Genomic DNA, 18,898 nt, shown 5'->3' with positions numbered 1-18,898 from the left:
GCGGCCGCCATTCTACCGGCCGGGGGCCGATGGGGATATGACGGGCTGTGGCGGGCGGCCGCCTCGCCATGCCATCGGGGCAATCAGCGGATGGCCACCGGCGGCGCCTCCTGCCAGCCCAGGCCCAAGCTCTTCTGCAGGGCCACATAGCGCACCAGCAGCTGCAGGCGCGCCTGTGCGGCGGCATCCTGGGCCTGCAGGCGCTGGCGCTGCACGTCCAGCAGGTCGATCTGCGAGGTCGCCCCAGCCTGCCGACGCTGGCGCATAAGGCGCAGCGAGCGGTCGGCCGAGGCCTCGGCGCGGACACTGGCCTGCAACTGCTGCCGCGCAGCGCCGAACCGCGCCAGCGCCGTGTTCGCATCCTGCAGCGCCGCCAGCACCGTGCCCTCGTAGGCCGCCAGCCTGGCCTCGTTGCCGGCCCGGGCCTGCGCTACACGGGCCTTGTTCACGCCGAAATCCAACAGCGACCAGCGCAGGAACGGAGCAACGATCGTGGCCGCCGAATCCCGCCCCAGGTCGGACAGCGAGGTGGCTCCGGCGCCGATGCTGCCCAACAGCGTCACCTGCGGAAAGTACGCCGAGAGAGCCTGGCCGATCTGCGCCGACGAAGCTGCCAGCTCGCGCTCGGCCTTGCGTACATCCGGCCGGCGCTGGATAAGCGCGCCCGCATCATCCACCGGCACGCGGGCCGGCAGCGCTGGCAGCGGCTGGTCCGCCGCCAGCCGCGCATCCAGTGCACCGGGCTCGCGGCCAACCATCAGGGCCAGCACATCGCGCGCCTCATCGGCCTGTGCCTGCAGTGACGGCAGCGCGGCCTGCTGCTGTTGCAGCTGGGCCTGCGCCCGTTCCACCTGAAGGTCCGAATCTGCGCCGCGCTGGCGGCGCTGGCGGGTCAGCTGCAGGCTTTCATCGGCGGCGCGGAGGTTGTGTTCGGCCAGGGCGATACGCTCGCGGCTGCTGCGGTAGCCCAGGTAGACCTGGGTCAACTCGGCGGCCAGTTGCACCTGTGCGTCGGCCAGTGCTGCCGCGTTGGCCTCGGCCTCGGCGGCGGCCTGCTCGGCTGCGCGGCGCCGGCGCCCGAACAGGTCCAGTTCCCAGCTGGCGTCGAAGCCGGCCACGTACAGTTCGGTATCAAGATCGATATCAGCGAACTGCTGGCGCAGCTGCGCGGCTTCCTGAGGGCGGCCGTTGGCCTCGGCCACGCCGGCGATGTTCTCGCCAAGGCCACGTACGCTGTTTTCCAGGGAATCGGGCGCCGTGACGTTGGCGTAGCCGGCCACTGCCCCCACCTTGGGCAGCTGCTCGGCGCGACGCTGGCGCTGCAGCGCGCGCGAGGCCAGCAGCTTGGCCTGGGCCGCACGCAGGTTGGGGCTGTTGCGCAGCGCCTCGTCCACCAGCTGGTCCAGCAGCGGATCATTCAGCGCGCGCCACCACTGGCTGGGTGGCGTGGCCGGCTGCACGTCAGCCTGCGCGGCGCGCGGCAGCCGTGCCTGTGCGGTGGCATTGCCGGCAACGTCCGGCTTCACGTAATCCGGCCCCAGCATGCAACTGGCCAGCAGCAGCGGCACCGTGGCTGGCCACAGGCGGCGCAGGCGAAGGGACAGGGCCGGGAGAAGGGGCAAGGTCGTCGAAGTCATCAGTGCATCGCCAATGGAACGCCCTTGGGCAGGGGCTTGAGCAGGAAAACCAGTGGCAGGGTCGCCACCACGATCAGGCCGAAGATCCAGAACAGGTCGTTGTAGGCCATCACCATTGCCTGCATCTGCACGGTCTGCGCCAGCACCGCCAGCGCCTGCGTGGCGTCGCCGAGCTGTTGGCCGCAAGCATGCAGCGCATCCTGGGCCACGGTCGAATTGGCGGTGACGCTGCTGCCGATGGCATCGACGTGCAATGTGGTGCGGCGCTCCTGGAAGGTGGAGATGATGGCCAGGCCGATCGAACCACCCAGATTGCGCGCGGCGTTGAACAGGCCCGAGGCATCGCTGGTGTATTCGCGCGGCACCGAGGTGATGGCGGCCTGGTTCAGCGCCATCATCGCCAGCGCTAGCCCGCAGCCCTGCAACAGCTGGCCGATGATAAAGTGCGGGCCGATGCTGTCCGGGGTCAGGCCCAGATTGACGAAGCAGGCGGCGGCAAAGCACAGCATCCCGCCAAACACCATGATGCGCACGTCCACCGTTTCCAGCATCTTCGGCATCAACGGCATCAGCAGGATGGTCGGCAGGCCGGCCAGCAGCAGCACGTAACCGGCCTGTTCGGTGTTGTAGCCGGCGATGATCGCCAGGAACTGCGGGATCATGTACATGACCCCGAACAGGATCATGCCCACCGCCATCACCATCACGAACACCGCGCCGAAACTGCGCTGGAAAAGGATGTTGAGGCGGATGACCGGCTCCTTGCTGATGAACTGCGAGAGCGCCAGCAGCGCGAACCCCAGCAGCGAAACGATGCTGAGCACTACGATCATGCTCGATTCGAACCAGCGCTCGCGCTGGCCGTCTTCCAGTACCACGGTAAGCGCGGACAGGCCGGCGGTCATGCCGACGATGCCCAGCCAGTCGGCGCGCAGCAGCCCGACCCAGTTCGATTTCTCATGCGGCAGGCCCAGCAGAAGCAAGGCAACCAGGCCAGCGCAGATGGGCACGTTGATGAAGAAGGCGTAGTGCCAGCTGACGTTCTCGGTCAACCAGCCGCCCAGCAGCGGGCCGATCACCGGGCCGAGAATGACGGTCATGCCGAACAGCGCAGTGCCCAGCGGCTGCTGTTTCGGCGGCAAGCGCGTGCCGACGATGGTCAGCGCAGTAGGGATCAGCGCACCGCCGGCAAAGCCCTGCCCTACCCGGCCGGCGATCATCATCGGCAGCGAATCGGCCAGGCCGCACATCACCGAGAATGCGGTGAACAGCGTGGCGCAGATCAGCAGGAAGGTGCGCAGGCCCAGCGTGCGCACGAACCAGCCGGTCAGCGGAATCATGACGATTTCCGAGACCAGGAAGGCAGTGGAGATCCAGGTGCCTTCGGTGCCGCTGGCGCCGACCTCGCCCTGGATGGTGGGCAGTGCCGCGTTGACGATGGAGATGTCCAGCGTGGCCATGAACGAGCCGATGGTGCCGGCCGCCACGGCCAGCCACGCACCGGCATCGGCCTTGCCCTCGGCGGCGGGCGCTGCGGAGGCAGTGGTGGCATTCATCGCGCCGGCGCGGCCGTGGCCCCTGCCTCGTCCCGGGTGCGCTCACGCGCGTCCCTGGCGTTGCGGGTGTCCACGGTCACTTCCACCGACATGCCCGGCACCAGCACCTTGCGCGCCTCGGCACCGGCATCCACCCGGATGCGCACCGGCACGCGCTGCACGACCTTGGTGAAGTTGCCGGTGGCGTTCTGCGGCGGCAGCAGCGCGAACTGCGAGCCGGTGCCGGGCGAGATGCTCTCCACAGTGCCGTGCAGGGTAGTGCCCGGCAGTGCATCGACCTTGATCTCGGCCGGCTGTCCGGCACGCATCAGACCCACCTGGGTTTCCTTGAAATTGGCGCTCAGGTACAGCGACTCGACCGGCACGATGGTCATGGTGCGGGTGCCGGCAGCGACGAACTGTCCCACCTGTACGGTCTTGTTGCCGACCCGGCCGTCGATGCGCGCGCGAAGCTCGGTGTCCTCGAAGGCGACCCGCGCCTGCGCGGCATCGGCCTGGGCCTGCTTCAGGCCGGCCTGGGCCTGTTCCAGTTGCGCCTGGCTGGCTTCGATCTGGCTCTGCGCGCCTTGGATCTGCGCCCTGGCCGCATCGTACTGGGCCTGTGCACGTTCGACGTCGTGGCGCAGGCTTTCCACGTGTTCGTGGGTGTCGGCACCGCTGGCAGCCAACGGGGTGAAGCGGGCCAGCTCGGCCTTGCCGAATCGCAGCGAGGCGGTGGCAGCGGTGAGTTGGGTGCGGGCCTGCAGCAGGCTGGACTGCTGGCCCTGCACGCCGGCGGCGGCGGCCGCGATATCGGCCTCGCGCACGGCGATCACCGCCTCGGCCTGGTCCAGGGTGGCGCGGTAGGTGCGCGGGTCGATGCGCAGCAGCGGTTCGCCGGCCTTGACCCACTGGTTGTCCTGCACCAGCACCTCGGTGACGTAGCCGTTGATGCGCGGGGCGACCGCCACCGCGTCGGCCTGCAGGTAGGCGTTGTTGGTGTCCTGCAGGTAGCGGCCGACCAGGAGGTGATAGGCCAGCCAAGCGATCAGCACCAGCACGACGAGGATGCCGATGATCGCCAGCATCCACCGGACCTTGGGGTTCTTCAGCGGTGAGGGCTTGGCGTGCTCCTTCCGCCGCTCGTTTTCATCATCGTGGGCGCTGTCGTCGCGCTGGGGCTGTTCGGTCATCGTCTCGTGGCGGTGGTCAGTGCCGTACGGGAAGGTAGGGCAGGCGGCGCCGACGCGGAGTGAACGTGGCGATCGCATCAGCGTGAGACCCGACCACCGGCTTGTCGCCAATGGCCCGTTGGTGCAACGGCACCGACGCCCGGCGACCAACGCCTTCGCCTTGGTCCGCGGCCAATCCATGCAGATGCAACGTTTTTCAGAGCAGAAATCATTGACCCGGCACGCGCTGTCATTGGGGAATCACCTCGACCCTCCAGTGAATCCGACATGGCCCACTCCAAATCATCACCGGTTCTCCCCTGCTGCCCGTCCGCATCTACGCCGCGTGACGTCGTGATCATCGGCGCCGGCCAGGCCGGGCTGTCACTCAGCGCGGTCCTGCAGGAGGCCGGCCTCGCGCATCGCGTACTGGAGGCGGAAACCGTGGGCGCCAGCTGGCGGCGGCGCTGGGATTCCTTCCAGACCAACACCGCCAACGCGACGATGGCCCTGCATGGCCACGCCTATGCGGGCGACGACCCGGAGGGCTTCATGGCTGCACCGGAAGTGATCCAGCGGCTCCGCGACTACGCCTGCGAAAGGTCACTGCCGATCCACGAAGGCTGCGCGGTCCTGCGTGTCACGCCCAAGGCGGGCGGCTACGCCATCGAATCCAGCCGCGGGCCGATCCAGGCCGCTGCGGTGGTGGTGGCCACCGGCGAATACGGCCGTCCCCGGATGCCCCGCGTTCCCTTTGCGCCCGGGCCGGCGCTGGCGGTACTGCACTCCAGCAACTACCGCAATTGCCGGCAGCTTCCCGACGGCGCTGTGCTGGTCATCGGCGGCGGCCAGTCCGGCGCGCAGATCGCCCAGGATCTCCGCGCCAGCGGCCGCACCGTGTATTGGTCGCTGGCCGAGCGCCATTCGCATACGCGCCGGCTGCGCGGCAAGGATTCGATGACCTGGTGGGACATGGCCGGACGCATCCACCAGCATGTGAGTGAATCGGCCGGGGTACTCGCCGGGGAGCCGGACGCGCTGCGCAAGGCCCGGACCGCAGAGTTCCCGCTGATTTCCGGCAAGGGACGCGCAGGCCTGGGCAGCTCGATCAGCCTGCTGTCGATGCATCGCGAGGGCATCACGCTGCTGGGCCGCCTGCAGGGCTTCGACGCGGACATCGCGCGCTTCGCCGATGTCCGCCCACAGCTGCGCACTGCGGTCGAAGCAACGCGGGCCGAGTACGCCTATCTCGATTCACTGGCAAGCGGGTACTACGCCACGCGGCCCGAACCGCGCACCGATGATGCCCGCTACATTCCCGAAGAGGTGTACCTGCACTGGGAGCCGGACGCCTCGCCGCGCGAACTTGATCTGAACGCTGCCGGCATCCGCTCGGTTGTCCTCGCCACGGGCTTCGTCGCCGAATGGCCGTGGCTGCATGTGGACGGCGTGCTGGACGAACACGGTTATCCGCTCGGCGAGTTCGGTGTCTCCCCGCAGCCTGGCCTGTTCTTCATCGGGATGCACAACCTGCAGCGGATGAGCTCATCATTCCTGTGCAACGGCGGTCGCGATGCGCGCGACCTGTTGCCCGCCATCCAGCGGCACCTTGGCCGGGCCGGCAGTACCGGCTCCGGCGCAGGGCAAGGCAGCTGCCGGGCAAGGCCCGGCGCTACCGGAAACGCTTAGCGACCGGTCTTCACCTCGGTCCACAGCCGGGTGTAGAGCTTGTCGGTCTCCGGCGTGTTGATCGAATAGGTGAACATCTTCGCGGCCACGTCGGCCGGCGGGTAGATGGTCGGGTCGGTGCGGATCGCCTCGTCCACCAGCGGGGTCGCGGTCGGCACCGGGTTGCCGTAGTGGATGAAGTTGGTGTTGGCCGCGGCCACCTTCGGTTCCAGCAGATAGTTGATGAACGCGTAGGCCGCTTCCGGATGCTTGGCATCCTTCGGGATGGCCAGCATGTCGAACCACTGCGGCGCGCCTTCCTTCGGGATCGAATAGGCCACGTGCACGCCATTGCTGGCCTCGGCCGCACGGTCGCGGGCCTGGATGATGTCACCCGACCAGCCCACCACCAGGCAGGTGCCACCGTTGGCCAGCGAGCCCACGTACTGCGAGGAGTGGAAATTCTGCACGTACGGGCGGATCGACTTCAGCAGGTCCGCCGCCTTCTGCAGGTCGGCCGGATCGCCGCTGTGCGGGTCCAGGCCCAGGTAGTGCAGCGCGATCGGAATCATGTCCGCCGGCGTGTCCAGGATGGTCACGCCGCAGTCCTTCATCTTGCTGATGTTTTCCGGCTTGAACACCAGGTCCCAGCTGTTGGCGATGTCGGTGCTGCCACCGAAGCGCTCCTTCAGCATGTCCACGTTGTAGCCGATGCCGGTGGTGCCGATCATGTAGGGCACACCGTACTGGTTGCCCGGATCCTGGGTAGCGATGCGCTTCATCACCGCCGGGTCGAGATTGGCCAGGTTCGGGATCTTCGACTTGTCCAGCGGCAGGAACACGCCGGCCTGGATCTGCCGGCCGAAGAAGTTCAGCGTCGGCACCACCACGTCGTAGCCGCTGTTGCCGGCCAGCAGCTTGGTCTCGACCATCTCGTCACTGTCGAACACATCGTAGGTGACCTTGATCCCGCTCTGCTTCTCGAAGTTGGGGATGGTGTCTTCGGCGATGTAGTCGCTGTAGTTGTAGACGTTCAGGACCTGGCTGTCCTGTCCGCCGCCGTTGCCGCCGCCACAGGCGGAAAGCATGGCGGAGGCCAGGCCGAGCGTGAGGATACGCAGCTTCATCGGGTGCTCCAGAATGCGGAAAGGGGGGCCGGCCGGGCCGGCGACGGGTGCCAGCCTACCCCCCGGCGACGGATTTTTCTATTCGCGGTCTTCACACGTTCAGCAGCAGGAACTCGCGCTCCCACGAACTGATCACGCGGAAGAAGGTCTCGTATTCCTTGCGCTTGACCGAGGTGTAGGCGCGGCAGAAGCGCTCGCCGAGCAGCGCCTGCAGCTCGCTGCACTGCTCCAGCCCGTCCAGCGCTTCACCCAGCGAACGCGGCAGGTCATAGCCCAGTTCCTTGGCGCTGCCGGTCACCGGCGCATCCGGCGCCAGGCGCTCACGGATGCCGAGCAGCCCGCAGGCCAGGGTCGCGGCCATCGCCAGGTAAGGGTTGGCGTCGGAGCCGGCAAAGCGGCTTTCCACCCGCATGTTCTCCGGCGTATCCAGCGGCACCCGCAGGCCGCAGGTGCGGTTGTCGAAGCCCCAGTGCACGTTGCTCGGCGAGACCTCACCGAACACCAGGCGCCGGTAGGAATTCACGTTCGGCGCGAAGAACGCCATGGCCATCGGCACATATTTCTGCAGGCCGGCCAGGTAATGGGCGAACAGCGGACTGAAATCCTCACCACCGTGCTCGCCGGTGAACACGTTCTGACCATCGCTGATGCGCAGCAGGCTCTGGTGGATGTGCATCGCACTGCCCGGCTCGTTCTCCATCGGCTTGGCCAGGAAGGTCGCGTACACCCCATGGCGCATCGCCGATTCGCGCATGGTGCGCTTGAACAGGAACACCTGGTCGGCCAGATCCATCGCATTGGCGTGGGTGAAGTTGACCTCCAGCTGCGCCGCGCCGGATTCGTGGATCAGCGTATCCACGTCCAGCTTCATCGCGTCGCAGTAGTCGTACATCAGGTCGAGGATCGGATCGAACTCGTTGACCGCGTCGATCGAGTACGACTGCCGCGCCGTTTCCGGGCGGCCGGAGCGGCCCGCCGGGGGCAGCAGCGGAAAATCCGGATCGGTGTTCTTCTGCACCAGGAAGAATTCCAGCTCGGGCGCGACCACTGGCCGCAGGCCGAGCTCGGTATACGCATCCAGCACCCGGCGCAGCACGTTGCGCGGCGCCAGCTCATGCGGCTCGCCGTTCTTGGTGTAGCAGTCATGGATGACCTGCGCGGTCGGGTCGGTCGCCCACGGCACCATTCGCACGGTGTCCGGGTCGGGGCGCAGGATCATGTCCGAGTCCGACGGCGAGGTCAGGTCGTAGTAATCGTCCGGAAATTCGCCGGTGACGGTGGTCGCGAAGATGCCTTCGGGCAGGCGCGTGCCGTAATCGTGCGAGAACTTGTCGGCCGGGATGATCTTGCCGCGCGCATTGCCGGTGATGTCCGGAACCAGGCATTCGACCTCGGTGATGCGCCGCTCCTTCAGCCAGCGCAGCAGGCTGCTTTCCTGCGGGGGCGGGGGCGTGGCCGTCTTGCGCGGGCGCGTTCGGGAACTCATGGGGATTCCAGTCGATTCTGTTGGTGCTGCCGGCAAGCTTGGCCGAACGCACGGAAAATAGCGTGATAGAACGGCGTCTGCATGACACGCCACTCCGGGTGCCACTGTACGCCGAGCACGAATCGATGGCGCGGGCTGCGCGCTGCTTCGACCAGGCCATCATCGGCCCAGGCCTCGATCTGCAGGCCTTCGGCGACCTGTGCGATGCCCTGCCCGTGCACGGAATTGACCTGCACCCGATCGGCGGCACACCACTGCGCCAGCCACCCCCCATCGGCCAGGGTGATCGCATGGGCCGGCCCATACTGCTCCTCCACCGGCGCCTGCGGGTCTTCGCGATGGTCGGCCAGGCCGGGCACTGCATGCACCTGCGGATGCAGCGTGCCACCGAGCGCCACATTCAACTCCTGGAATCCGCGGCAGATCGCCAGCACGGGTAGATCCAACGCCAGCGCCTCGTGCAGCAGCGCGAACGCAGTGGCGTCGCGCGCCGGGTCATGCCGGTTGCCGTTCCAGGTGCGACCCCCTTCGTAATGCTGCGGCTCGATGTTGCTGACCGCGCCGGTCAGCAGCAGGCCATCCAGGCCCTGCAGCCAATCGCGCGCCGGCAGCGGCGGCTGCAGACTCGGCAGCACCAGCGGTGTTGCCTGCGCAGCGTCAATCAACGCACGCACATATTTTTCCCCGGCCACCGCGAAACGATGATGGCCGAGCACGGTGCTGTCGGTGGGCAGGCCCACCCAGGGCAGGCGGCGCATGGGGAAACTCCTTGGCGTGGCATCAAGGTACGCGCCCGGCATCGGCATCGGCAAGCCGCTGCCCTCACACCACGGGCGCCCGGCTTGGGCCAAACTATCGGCGTGAAGCCCGACCGTCCTCCCCCGCTCCGACGCCCTTTCCCGCTCCTGCGAGGCCGCCGGTGAGCGCCGCCTTCCCGCCCAGCTGGTACGCCAGCAGCCTGCCCGAACCGCCCGCATTGCCGCCGTTGCGCGGTGAACTGCGTGCCGATGTGGCGATACTGGGCGCCGGCTATACCGGCCTCACCGCCGCACTGGAACTGGCCCTGCGCGGCCAGCGGGTGGTGGTGCTGGAAGCGCAGCGGATCGGCTGGGGAGCCTCAGGCCGCAATGGTGGCCAGGCGCTGGTCGGCTACGGCTGCGAAGTGGACGAGCTGGAACGCCAGCTCGGCCACGAGGATGCGCGCCGCCTGTTCGACTGGTCGCGCGAGGCGGTACAGGCGATGCGCGCGCGCATCGACCGGCATGGCATCGAGTGCCATTGGGTGGAGGGCCACGCCAGCGTTGCCATCCGCGCACGCCACGAGCGCGACCTGCGCGCCAACTGCGAACACCTGCAGCGACATTACGATTACCCGATGCAGTGGTGGGAGCGCGATACCCTGCGTGGGCAACTGGACAGCCCGCGCTACCGCGCGGCGATGTTCGACCCACTCAGCGCCCACCTGCATCCGCTGGCCTACGCCCGCGGGCTGGCCGATGCCGCGCGCGCAGCCGGGGTGGTCATCCACGAACAATCGCCGGTGACGCGCATTCAACGCGGCGCACATGCGGTGCTGCATACCGACCACGGAAGCGTGCGCGCGCCGCAGCTGGTGGTGGCCGGCAACGCCCTGCTGCAGGGGCTGGTGCCCGAGCTTGAGCGGCGCATCATGCCGGTCGGTACGTATATCGGCGCCAGTGCACCGCTGGGGGCCGAACGCGCCCGCGCCCTGATCGGGAACAACATGGCGGTCTCCGACACGGCCTGGGCGCTGGACTATTTCCGGCTCAGCCATGACCACCGCCTGCTGTTCGGTGGCCGCGCCAGCTATTCCGCGCTGCCGCCGCCGGGCCTGCACCGGGTGATGCAGCGGCGCATGCACGAGGTGTTCCCGCAACTGGCCGACATCCCGCTGCAGCAGGTCTGGGGCGGTTATGTGGACATCACCCGCAACCGTGCCCCGCACTGGGGCCGGCTGGATGGGAATGTGTACTTCGCGCAGGGCTTCTCCGGCCACGGCGTGGCAGCGGCCGGGCTGGCCGGTGAAGTGATCGCCGAAGCCATCGTTGGCCAGAGCGAGCGGCTGGACGTGTTCCAGCGCCTGCGCCATGGCCCCTTCCCCGGCGGACGCCTGCTGCGCATGCCGCTGCTGGTGGCGGCCATGTCCTGGTACAAGCTGCGGGATGCGTTGTGGTGAGCTGATCAGGAAGCGAGCTGAATCTACCGCCCCCCGAAAACTGTGAAACTCGTCGCCGCCGGCATTCCTGTGATGACTTTCTCACTTGCCGGGCCGAGCGCTGAGGCGATTGCATAATCGAACGCGTGTCGATACCGTCGCTAAGAACCGGGTCCCGCGGCGAATGGATGCTGACAGGGAACGTACTGTGAAGGGGTAGTGCGATTGAACTGGTGGAGTGAAGGCCTGCAGCTGAAGTTGCGTATCCGCCCGGCGGGGCTGGTCCTTGCGCTGCTGTACGCCATTGCATGCTGGGCGTCGCGCCAGTTGTCGCTCGACCAGTTCTATCTGCCGGCCGGCGTCCGCGTCGCTGCAGTGCTGTTGTTCCCCCCGCGTTGGTGGCCATACCTGCTGCTGGGCGAATACGCCTACTTTGCGCAGATGCGCGTGCCAATGATCGAGAAGTATGGGCTGGCCTGGATCGTACTTGGTTCGGCACTGCTGATGCCTGCCGTGATGCTGATCGTGCATCTCCACCGGAAGATGATGGTGACCACGAAGAATGCGTGGCTGATTTCAGTCGCGGCGGCTTCGGCGCTGGTGGTCACCGCGCTCAATCTGATGCTGGCACACCTTCTCTGGCCGACACCCCCCGAGATGCCGGTGATTGCCAGCATCGCACGCTTGGTGGTTGGCGACTTCATCGGCATTCTGACCCTTGCGCCGCTCGCGTTGCTGTGGACACGACGGACCAGCAACGCCCGGTGGACGTCAGGCTTTGCCCCGCCTGCACTCGCCGCCCTGACGATGATGGCGATGATTGGTCTGTATGCCGCACAGCTGCCCCTGGACGAAGTCAATGCCAAGACGTCGATGCAGCTGCTGATGGCGCTGCCAGTCGTCGTGCTTACCTGCCTGTACGGCTGGCGAGGTGCGGCGATCGGAGTGCCCTCGCTCAACCTGATCATCGGCCTCACCACGCCCAGTCCCTACACGGGAGCATTCGATCCAGCCGCCTTCGCGACCCAGCAGATAATGGCGGTCACCGGCGCTGCACTGTTGGTGCTGGGGTCGCGCATTACCCACTACTACCACCGTTCGCGATTGGGCGAAGTGGGTGAAAGGGATGCGCTCAAGCATGCGCGAAATTCACTGGTGGCAAGCGAGCTAGATCTCCGCGAGCGCGCGCGGCACCTGAGGAAACTGGGGGACGGTATCGACACCTCGCTCAGCGAGGTGGTGAACTGGCTCAATGCTCAGGGCCATCCCACTATAGCGAACAGCCTTCTGCACATGGCTTCGGTCCATTCGCGACAGTTCAGGGAACAGACCAGCATGGTCTATCCGGCCGCGTTGGAACATCTCGGGCTCTATGTCGCCCTCCAGGCCGGCGGCGTACGTGAAAGCTGGGACCTGAGCCATCGGGTGATGCGCCCTCGCCTGCTCGGCGATCCCTGCCAGCTCAGCGTCGGCCTGCAGCTAGCCGCCTATCGCGCACTCACCGATGCTGTTTCGCTGTTGATCAACAGTGAATCAGGCCAGATCCGCATCCGCGTACGTTGCGGCCAGACAGGCGGACGCCGCGGCATCCTGATGACGGTCGCACTACTGGATTCATACCGCAACCTGTCACCGTCCACCGTTACCGCCACGGTCGAGCGCTTGGCTGGCCGGACGATTGCGTATGGCGGGACAGTGCAGTGCCATCGGAACCGGATACGGATGGCGATGGTGGAAACGGATGATTCCGCCGCCCTCGGCATGGCATCGTTCAACGCGATGGATCACGTAACGGCCTTCGGGCAGGGAAACTCGCAGACCCAGACCTGACGCCCGGGGTCTGCTCGGCCGCGTCCATCGTGGCAATCGCAGCGGCGCGGAGACCCCGACGCCGCTGCGCTCCTCACTGTCTTTACGGTGTTTCGACCGACCAGATAACGTCGCTGCCGCTGCGGTAACGCACCAGCGAGAAATCACTGGCGCTGTAGATCTGCGAGCGGGTGGCACCTGCCGGTATCTGGATCTGCTGCTGGGGCAGCGAAACCCGGGCCGCGTTGTTGCCTGCCGGCAGCACCCAGTATGTGCCTCCAGCATTGCCGATGATCAACTGCACGTTTCCGAGCAGGTCATTCACCTGTAGATAGGTGATCCCATCGCGCTGGAATCCAAACAGCTGCCAGCTGGGGTCTTGACTGAGATTGATCGCGGCAGGACTTGCCTGACCCAGTCCAGCAGTTGCCAACGGCTTTCCATGGAAGTCCGACGGACCGCCCGCGAATGCCGGGGCAGCGGCGAGAATCAAAAATGCAGTGGTCGCACCAAAACATGAAAATCGCACAGTGACCTCCAGGTCGAAGTTAACGTCAGGAACCTCCAGCAGATACTAACCGCTTCCCATCCAATCAATGTGCCAGGCAGCGGGTACGGACGTTTTTGTCCTAAAGTTGCACCTGAAACCGCCGCTATCGGTGCCGAGCCCTCCCACGTGAGCCACCGCATCATGCCCGTCCTGCCGCAGGCCGCTGTCGATGGCGACCTGGCCGATCCGCTGCCGCAGCGCATCCTGCTGGTGGAAAATTCCCGTGCCTTCACCGGCATGCTGCGCGAAGCCATCGAACAGCGCCTGGAGCTGCCGGTGGTGGTGGCCAGCTCGCTGGCCGAAGCCGATCGCCTGCTCAGTGAAGAAGGCGGCTGGTTCCTGGTGCTGACCGGGCTGGTGCTGGCCGATGGCGACCGCGACGCGGTGGTCGAGTTCTTCCTCAAGCGCAACCTGCCGACCGTGGTGGTCAGCGGCGTGTACGACGAGGACCTGCGCAAGCGCGTGCTGCAGCAGCAGATCATCGATTACGTGCTGAAGAACACTCCGGGCAGCATCGACTATCTGGTCTGGCTGGTGCAGCGCCTGGAACGCAACCGGCGCATCGCCGCGCTGGTGGTGGACGACTCGCCGTCCGCACGCGGCTATGCCGCCGCCCTGCTGCGCATGTACGGTCATGAGGTGTACGAGGCGGCCGATGGCAGCGAAGGCCTGGCGGCGATCGAGGCGCACCCGGCGATCCGCCTGGCCGTGGTCGACCAGGAGATGCCGGGCATGCAGGGCGTGGAGTTCACCCGCCGCCTGCGTACCCTGCGCTCGCGCGACAAGGTGGCGGTGATCGGCATTTCCGGCAATACCGATGCGTCGCTCATTCCGCGCTTCCTGAAGAACGGCGCCAATGACTTCCTGCGCAAACCCTTCTCGCGTGAAGAGTTCTTCTGCCGCGTCTCGCAGAATGTGGACCAGCTGGAACTGATCGGCACGCTGCAGGACCTCGCTACCCGCGATTTCCTCACCGGCCTGCCCAACCGCCGCTGCTTCCTGGAACAGAGCCAGCGCCAGCTGCCGCAACTGCAGCTGCATGGCCAGTGCGTGGCGGTGGCGATGATCGACATCGACCATTTCAAGCACATCAACGACACCCACGGCCACGAAGCGGGTGACGATGCGCTGCGTGCGGTAGCCCGTGCTGTCGGCGACCACGCGCGCGGCCAGGACCTGATCGCGCGCTTCGGCGGCGAGGAGTTCTGCCTGCTGGTGCCGGACATGGAACAGGACGAAGCCCTGCTCTATTTCGAGGAGCTGCGCCAGCGCATCGCCGCGCTGGAAGTGGACATCGGCAGTGCCACGCTGCGCATGACGGTCAGCATCGGCCTGTGCTGCCTGCGGCCGCAGCGTGATGCGCTGCACCGGCTGATTTCCGAGGCCGATCGCCAGCTGTACCTGGCCAAGGCCGGAGGCCGCAACCGGGTCAGCTGCACCACGGTGGCCAGCCCGCTGCGCCCGCGCGAGGCTGCGCTGTCCTGACAGGCATGCCTTGATCCAGATCAACGCCGCCCGTGGGCGGCGCCTCTACAGTCGGCCCCGACATCAGCATGAAGGGGAGCCGGGGATGGCACTACTGGTCTGGCAGGACGATCTGAACATCGGCATCGATGTGATCGATCAGCAACACCGCCGCATCATCGAAATGCTCAACCACCTGCACGTGGCGCAGACCAGCCTGCAGCGGGCAGCGGTGGGCGAAGTGATCGACGAGGTGGTGGACTACACCATGTCGCACTTCGCATTCGAAGAAGAGCTGATGGAGGAGGCAGGCTACCCGTTCTGTGCCGCGCACAAGCGTGTGCATGAGGTCTTCATCAAGCGGGTATCGGAATACCGCATGCGCTTCCAGGCCGGTGAGGACATCAGTGACGAGTTGCGCACCATGCTCTCGCGCTGGCTGTTCAACCACATCCGCGGCGACGACCAGGCCTATGCCGAACAGGTCAAGCAGCACCTGAACCAGTTTGCCCGCGAGCACCAGAGCGGCGGCTGGCTGGGCCGCACGCTCAAGCGCTTCTTCGGCTGATCAGCGCTGGCGGCGTTGCAGGGCGAGCAGCGCGCACAGGGTGATCACTGCGGTCAGGCACAGGTAGTAGCCGACCGCGACCAGCCCATAACGCTCGGCCAGCCAGGTCGCCAGGTACGGCGCCGGGGCTGCGCCCAGAATGCCGGCCAGGTTGAACGACAGCGAGGCACCGGTGTAGCGCACTTCCACCGGATAGATTTCGGCCAGGAACGTGCCGCACGGGCCGTAGGTCAGCCCCATCAGGAACAGGCCCAGGCACAGGAACGTCAGTACCAGCCACGGGCTGCCGGCCTGGAACAACGGCGCGAACAGCACACCGAAGCCGATGATCAGCAGGCTGGCGATGGCCATCGTGCGGCGCGTTCCCCAGCGATCACCGTAGCGTGCCGACAGCGGAATGCCGGCGGCGAAGAAAAGCATCGCCACCATCTGCATCAGCAGGAACTGCTCGCGGCTGTAGCCGAGCACGGCGGTGCCATGGCCGAGGCTGAATACCGTCATCAGGTAGAACAGCACGAAGGTGGCGAACGCACCCAGCGTGCCCAGCAGCATCGGCAGCGGATGGTCGCGCAGCACCGTCCACATCGGCAGGCGCACCGGCGCCTTGCGCTCCAGCGCGCGCTTGAAATCCGGTGTCTCGTGGATGTTCAGCCGCACCCACAGGCCAAGGCCGACCAGCAGCGCGCTGGCAACGAACGGAATGCGCCAGCCCCATTGCAGGAAATCGTCCTGGCCCAGAAAGCGGCCGAGCAGCAGAAAGATGCCGGCTGACAGAAGGAAGCCGATCGGTGCACCCAGCTGCGGGAACATGCCGTACCAGGCGCGCTTGCCCGGTGGTGCGTTCTCGGTGGCCAGCAGCACCGCCCCACCCCATTCGCCGCCCAGGCCCAGCCCCTGGCCGAAGCGGCACAGCGCCAGCAGTGCCGGCGCCCACAGGCCGATCTGCGCATGGGTGGGCAGCAGGCCGATGGCGACCGTGGACAGGCCCATGGTCAGCAGCGCGGCCACCAGGGTGGCCTTGCGGCCGATACGGTCCCCGAAGTGACCAAACACCGCCGAGCCCACCGGGCGTGCGATGAACGCCACCGCGAAGGTGGCCAGGGACTGCAGCAAGGCGGCCTGGTCGCTGCTTTCCGGGAAGAACAGGTGCGGGAACACCAGCACCGCGGCGGTGGCGTAGATGTAGAAGTCGAAGAACTCGATGGTAGTGCCGATCAGGCTGGCCAGCAGGACACGGCGGGGAGAATTCACGGGTGGCGCGGCAGCGGTGATCGTCGACATCGGCAAGGCGGGTAACGGCGGATCGACCGATTCTGCCACGCTTGGCCGCCCCGCCGGGGCAATGGTTTCAGGCGACACCGACGCCAACGAATTCTTTCCGGGGGGCCGCTACGCTGCACCACCGGTCCCTGCATGGATGCTTCACCGATGAGTTCTGCCGCCCCGCAGTCATGCTCCGATTCCCCGCTGCTGCCTCGCCTGGCTGCATGGCTGGCGGTGCTGCTGGTGCATCTGCTGATGCTGTGGTGGCTGTTGCATGCGGGGCGCATCGCCTTGATCGCACACGACAATTCGCGGATCAGCCTGCGTTGGCTGCCGCCGGAAGCGCCGCCGATGAGCCCTCAGGTTGTCGATGCATCACGGCCGTCGGCTGCGCCGCACCAGATTCCGCACGCCCCCGCGCTTCCTACTGCGCAGGCCGAGCAGCGCTCAGCGCATGTCGATCGGCAACGCAGCGCGGCTGCGCGCAACCAACCACTGAATCTGAGGCTGCCGGCTGGCAGCATCGATGGTGGCGATGGCATCACTGCCGAGGGTGTGGCCGCAAAGCTGATCGGCCGCCGTGAGGTGCATGCGGCGTTCGCCCCCCGTCGCCCACCTTTCCGGATCCACCGGCAAATGACGCCCGAGCAGATCCTGCAGGGTGTTGCCCAGATGCTCGGCACCTGGCCACCGGGCTACATGGTTGACCCGTGCACGCTGGGCCAGCAGGACATGCACTACTTCCAGAACGCAGTGGAGGAAGTGGACCGGCAGTTGCTGCGCGAGGCGGTGCTGCAGGTCAGTGCAAGCTGCCGGTAGCGCGGTCTACAGCTGGATCCAGGTGGCCTTGATCTCGCTGTACTTGTCGAAGGCGTGCAGCGACTTGTCACGACCGTTGCCGGACTGCTTGTAGCCACCGAACGGTGCCGTCATGTCACCGCCATCCCAGCCGTTCACCCACACGCTGCCCGCGCGCAGTTGGCGGGCTACGCGATGGGCGCGTCCAAGATCCCGCGTCCACAGGCCGGCGGCCAGTCCATAGCGACTGTCGTTGGCCAAGCGCACGGCCTCGGCTTCGTCATCGAAGCCGAGCACCGCCAGCACCGGGCCGAACACTTCCTCGCGGGCCAATGCCTGTTCCGGGCGTACCTGGTCGAACACCGTCGGCTGCACGTAGCAACCGCCCGCCTCCACTTCGGCTCTCTGGCCGCCCAGCAGCAGGCGCGCGCCATCGGCTTCGGCCCGGGCGATGTCGGCCAGTACCTTGTCCACGTGCGCGGCATCGACCAGCGCCCCCATCGGTGCATCGGCCTCCAGCGGATGGCGGGGCTGCATGCGTTGGCCGTAGGCGATCACCTGGTGCACGAAGTCATCGCGGATCGAACGCTGCACCAGCAACCGCGAACCGGCGGTGCAGACTTCGCCCTGGTTGAAGAAGATGCCCTGCGCCACGCCCTTGGCGGCTGCATCCAGGTCCGGCGCGTCGGCGAACACCACGTGCGGGCTCTTGCCACCGCATTCCAGCCAGACCCGCTTGAGGTTGGAGCGCCCCGCGTATTCGAGCAGCCTGGCGCCGGTAGCGGTGGAGCCGGTGAAGGCCAGCACGTCCACGTCCATGTGCAGGGCCAGCGGCTCGCCCACGCGTGAGCCGTGACCGGGCAGCACGTTGAGCACGCCGTCCGGCAATCCCGCTTCGGCCGCCAGTGCGGCCAGCCGCAACGCACTCAGTGGCGAGCGCTCGGAGGGTTTCAGCACTACTGAATTTCCCATCGCCAATGCCGGCGCGATCTTCCAGCACGCCATCAGCAGCGGAAAATTCCACGGCACGATGGCCGCCACCACGCCTGCGGCCTCGCGCGTGACCAGGCCCAGCTCGTGCGGACCGGTGGGGGCGATTTCACCGTACAGCTTGTCCACCGCTTCAGCGGTCCAGGTCAGGCAGCGCACCACGCCGGGAAGATCGATGCGACGCGCATCGCGGATCGGCTTGCCCATGTCCAGCGTTTCCAGCAGGGCCAGCTCATCGGCGTGCGTCTCCACCAGCGCGGCCAGCGCCAGCAGCACGCGCTTGCGATGGGCGGGGCTGGCCTGCGACCAGTGGCCTGCCTCGAACGCGCAGCGCGCCGAGGCCACCGCACGCTCGACGTCCTGTGCATCACAGTCGGCCACCGCACCCAGTACACGCCCGTCGATCGGGCTGATGCAATCAAAGCGCGCGCCGCTGGCGGCATCCACGTAGCGGCCATCGATGAACGCTTGCGCAGGAATCGCCACGCGGCTGCGCAGGGCCTGCCAGTGGCTGCGGTCGGGGAAGTCGGCCATGGGTCGCTCCAGCAATCAACGTTCCTTGTTTATACCGGCGCGGCCGCGACCCCACCGTGATCGACCGCGCTGCGCGCTCGCCGGGCCATGCCTGCCGACAGAACCGTGACGCGGCTGCGCT

The 18,898-nt window shown here is 66.9% G+C and carries 13 protein-coding genes and 2 pseudogenes; 6 read left to right on the top strand and 9 right to left on the bottom strand.

The window, feature by feature from the left end; genetic code table 11:
* Positions 1-83: 83 nt before the first annotated feature.
* The 3 genes and pseudogenes from BW38_RS13915 to BW38_RS13925 all read right to left on the bottom strand — a co-directional run.
* Positions 84-1,637 carry an efflux transporter outer membrane subunit gene (locus tag BW38_RS13915; RefSeq protein WP_051584955.1) on the bottom strand — a complete coding sequence of 518 codons (1,554 nt, stop codon included), beginning with the start codon at positions 1,635-1,637 and terminating at the stop codon, positions 84-86.
* Positions 1,637-3,193 (bottom strand): DHA2 family efflux MFS transporter permease subunit, encoded by a 1,557-nt coding sequence (locus BW38_RS13920; protein ID WP_032975680.1) that lies wholly within the window; start codon positions 3,191-3,193, stop codon positions 1,637-1,639. The genes BW38_RS13915 and BW38_RS13920 overlap by 1 nt, the downstream gene beginning before the upstream one ends.
* Positions 3,190-4,296, bottom strand: a pseudogene (locus tag BW38_RS13925) (HlyD family secretion protein); the annotation flags it as partial. The gene BW38_RS13920 and the pseudogene BW38_RS13925, both read right to left, overlap by 4 nt.
* 399 nt (positions 4,297-4,695) lie before the next feature.
* Between BW38_RS13925 and BW38_RS13930 the strand changes: the two are divergent.
* Positions 4,696-6,033, top strand: a pseudogene (locus tag BW38_RS13930) (NAD(P)/FAD-dependent oxidoreductase); the annotation flags it as partial.
* Here the strand turns inward: BW38_RS13930 and BW38_RS13935 are convergent.
* From BW38_RS13935 to BW38_RS13945, 3 genes are all read right to left on the bottom strand, one after another.
* Positions 6,030-7,139 carry a polyamine ABC transporter substrate-binding protein gene (locus BW38_RS13935; protein WP_032975677.1) on the bottom strand — a complete coding sequence of 370 codons (1,110 nt, stop codon included), beginning with the start codon at positions 7,137-7,139 and terminating at the stop codon, positions 6,030-6,032. The pseudogene BW38_RS13930 and the gene BW38_RS13935 overlap by 4 nt on opposite strands.
* A 91-nt stretch (positions 7,140-7,230) precedes the next feature.
* Positions 7,231-8,625, bottom strand: coding sequence for a glutamine synthetase family protein (locus BW38_RS13940; protein ID WP_025875326.1), 1,395 nt, complete (start codon positions 8,623-8,625; stop codon positions 7,231-7,233).
* Positions 8,622-9,383: a gamma-glutamyl-gamma-aminobutyrate hydrolase family protein gene (locus tag BW38_RS13945; protein WP_032975676.1), complete on the bottom strand. Its 762-nt coding sequence runs from the start codon at positions 9,381-9,383 to the stop codon at positions 8,622-8,624. Before BW38_RS13945 ends, BW38_RS13940 begins: the two co-directional genes overlap by 4 nt.
* 200 nt (positions 9,384-9,583) lie before the next feature.
* Between BW38_RS13945 and BW38_RS13950 the strand changes: the two genes are divergently transcribed.
* Both BW38_RS13950 and BW38_RS13955 read left to right on the top strand, forming a co-directional pair.
* Positions 9,584-10,822, top strand: coding sequence for an FAD-binding oxidoreductase (locus BW38_RS13950; RefSeq protein ID WP_235189919.1), 1,239 nt, complete (start codon positions 9,584-9,586; stop codon positions 10,820-10,822).
* A 198-nt stretch (positions 10,823-11,020) separates the two neighbouring features.
* Positions 11,021-12,631 carry an MASE1 domain-containing protein gene (locus BW38_RS13955; protein WP_235189915.1) on the top strand — a complete coding sequence of 537 codons (1,611 nt, stop codon included), beginning with the start codon at positions 11,021-11,023 and terminating at the stop codon, positions 12,629-12,631.
* A gap of 82 nt (positions 12,632-12,713) precedes the next feature.
* Here the strand turns inward: BW38_RS13955 and BW38_RS13960 are convergent, their stop codons facing one another.
* Positions 12,714-13,043, bottom strand: coding sequence for a hypothetical protein (locus BW38_RS13960; protein ID WP_235189914.1), 330 nt, complete (start codon positions 13,041-13,043; stop codon positions 12,714-12,716).
* Between the two features lie 258 nt (positions 13,044-13,301).
* Between BW38_RS13960 and BW38_RS13965 the strand changes: the two genes are divergently transcribed.
* Complete coding sequence (locus BW38_RS13965; protein WP_032975733.1) at positions 13,302-14,645, top strand: diguanylate cyclase; 1,344 nt, start codon at positions 13,302-13,304, stop codon at positions 14,643-14,645.
* An 85-nt stretch (positions 14,646-14,730) separates the two neighbouring features.
* Positions 14,731-15,192 carry a bacteriohemerythrin gene (locus BW38_RS13970; RefSeq protein ID WP_025875341.1) on the top strand — a complete coding sequence of 154 codons (462 nt, stop codon included), beginning with the start codon at positions 14,731-14,733 and terminating at the stop codon, positions 15,190-15,192.
* On the opposite strand, the gene BW38_RS13975 is transcribed toward BW38_RS13970, so the two are convergent.
* The gene (locus BW38_RS13975) at positions 15,193-16,473 is read right to left on the bottom strand and encodes an MFS transporter (protein ID WP_025875343.1); all 1,281 of its coding nucleotides are present in this window, start codon (positions 16,471-16,473) and stop codon (positions 15,193-15,195) included.
* A gap of 147 nt (positions 16,474-16,620) precedes the next feature.
* On the opposite strand from BW38_RS13975, the gene BW38_RS13980 reads away from it, so the two are divergent.
* Positions 16,621-17,274 carry a hypothetical protein gene (locus BW38_RS13980; protein ID WP_235189913.1) on the top strand — a complete coding sequence of 218 codons (654 nt, stop codon included), beginning with the start codon at positions 16,621-16,623 and terminating at the stop codon, positions 17,272-17,274.
* Positions 17,275-17,280: 6 nt separating this feature from the next.
* Here the strand turns inward: BW38_RS13980 and BW38_RS13985 are convergent, their stop codons facing one another.
* The gene (locus tag BW38_RS13985) at positions 17,281-18,777 is read right to left on the bottom strand and encodes an aldehyde dehydrogenase (protein ID WP_032975672.1); all 1,497 of its coding nucleotides are present in this window, start codon (positions 18,775-18,777) and stop codon (positions 17,281-17,283) included.
* Positions 18,778-18,898: the final 121 nt, after the last annotated feature.

Source organism: Stenotrophomonas sp. RIT309, assembly GCF_000632045.1.
Taxonomy (GTDB): Bacteria; Pseudomonadota; Gammaproteobacteria; order Xanthomonadales; family Xanthomonadaceae; genus Stenotrophomonas; species Stenotrophomonas indicatrix.
The sequence above is the reverse complement of the archived record's forward strand: the minus strand, read 5'-3'. Positions and strand labels throughout refer to the sequence as shown.

Coding starts and splice junctions, on each gene's coding strand:
- BW38_RS13915 (WP_051584955.1), bottom strand. CDS start 1,637: ATGACTTCGACGACCTTGCCCCTTCTCCCGGCCCTGTCCCTTCGCCTG.
- BW38_RS13940 (WP_025875326.1), bottom strand. CDS start 8,625: ATGAGTTCCCGAACGCGCCCGCGCAAGACGGCCACGCCCCCGCCCCCG.
- BW38_RS13965 (WP_032975733.1), top strand. CDS start 13,302: ATGCCCGTCCTGCCGCAGGCCGCTGTCGATGGCGACCTGGCCGATCCG.
- BW38_RS13985 (WP_032975672.1), bottom strand. CDS start 18,777: ATGGCCGACTTCCCCGACCGCAGCCACTGGCAGGCCCTGCGCAGCCGC.
- BW38_RS13975 (WP_025875343.1), bottom strand. CDS start 16,473: ATGTCGACGATCACCGCTGCCGCGCCACCCGTGAATTCTCCCCGCCGT.
- BW38_RS13935 (WP_032975677.1), bottom strand. CDS start 7,139: ATGAAGCTGCGTATCCTCACGCTCGGCCTGGCCTCCGCCATGCTTTCC.
- BW38_RS13945 (WP_032975676.1), bottom strand. CDS start 9,383: ATGCGCCGCCTGCCCTGGGTGGGCCTGCCCACCGACAGCACCGTGCTC.
- BW38_RS13970 (WP_025875341.1), top strand. CDS start 14,731: ATGGCACTACTGGTCTGGCAGGACGATCTGAACATCGGCATCGATGTG.
- BW38_RS13980 (WP_235189913.1), top strand. CDS start 16,621: ATGAGTTCTGCCGCCCCGCAGTCATGCTCCGATTCCCCGCTGCTGCCT.
- BW38_RS13920 (WP_032975680.1), bottom strand. CDS start 3,193: ATGAATGCCACCACTGCCTCCGCAGCGCCCGCCGCCGAGGGCAAGGCC.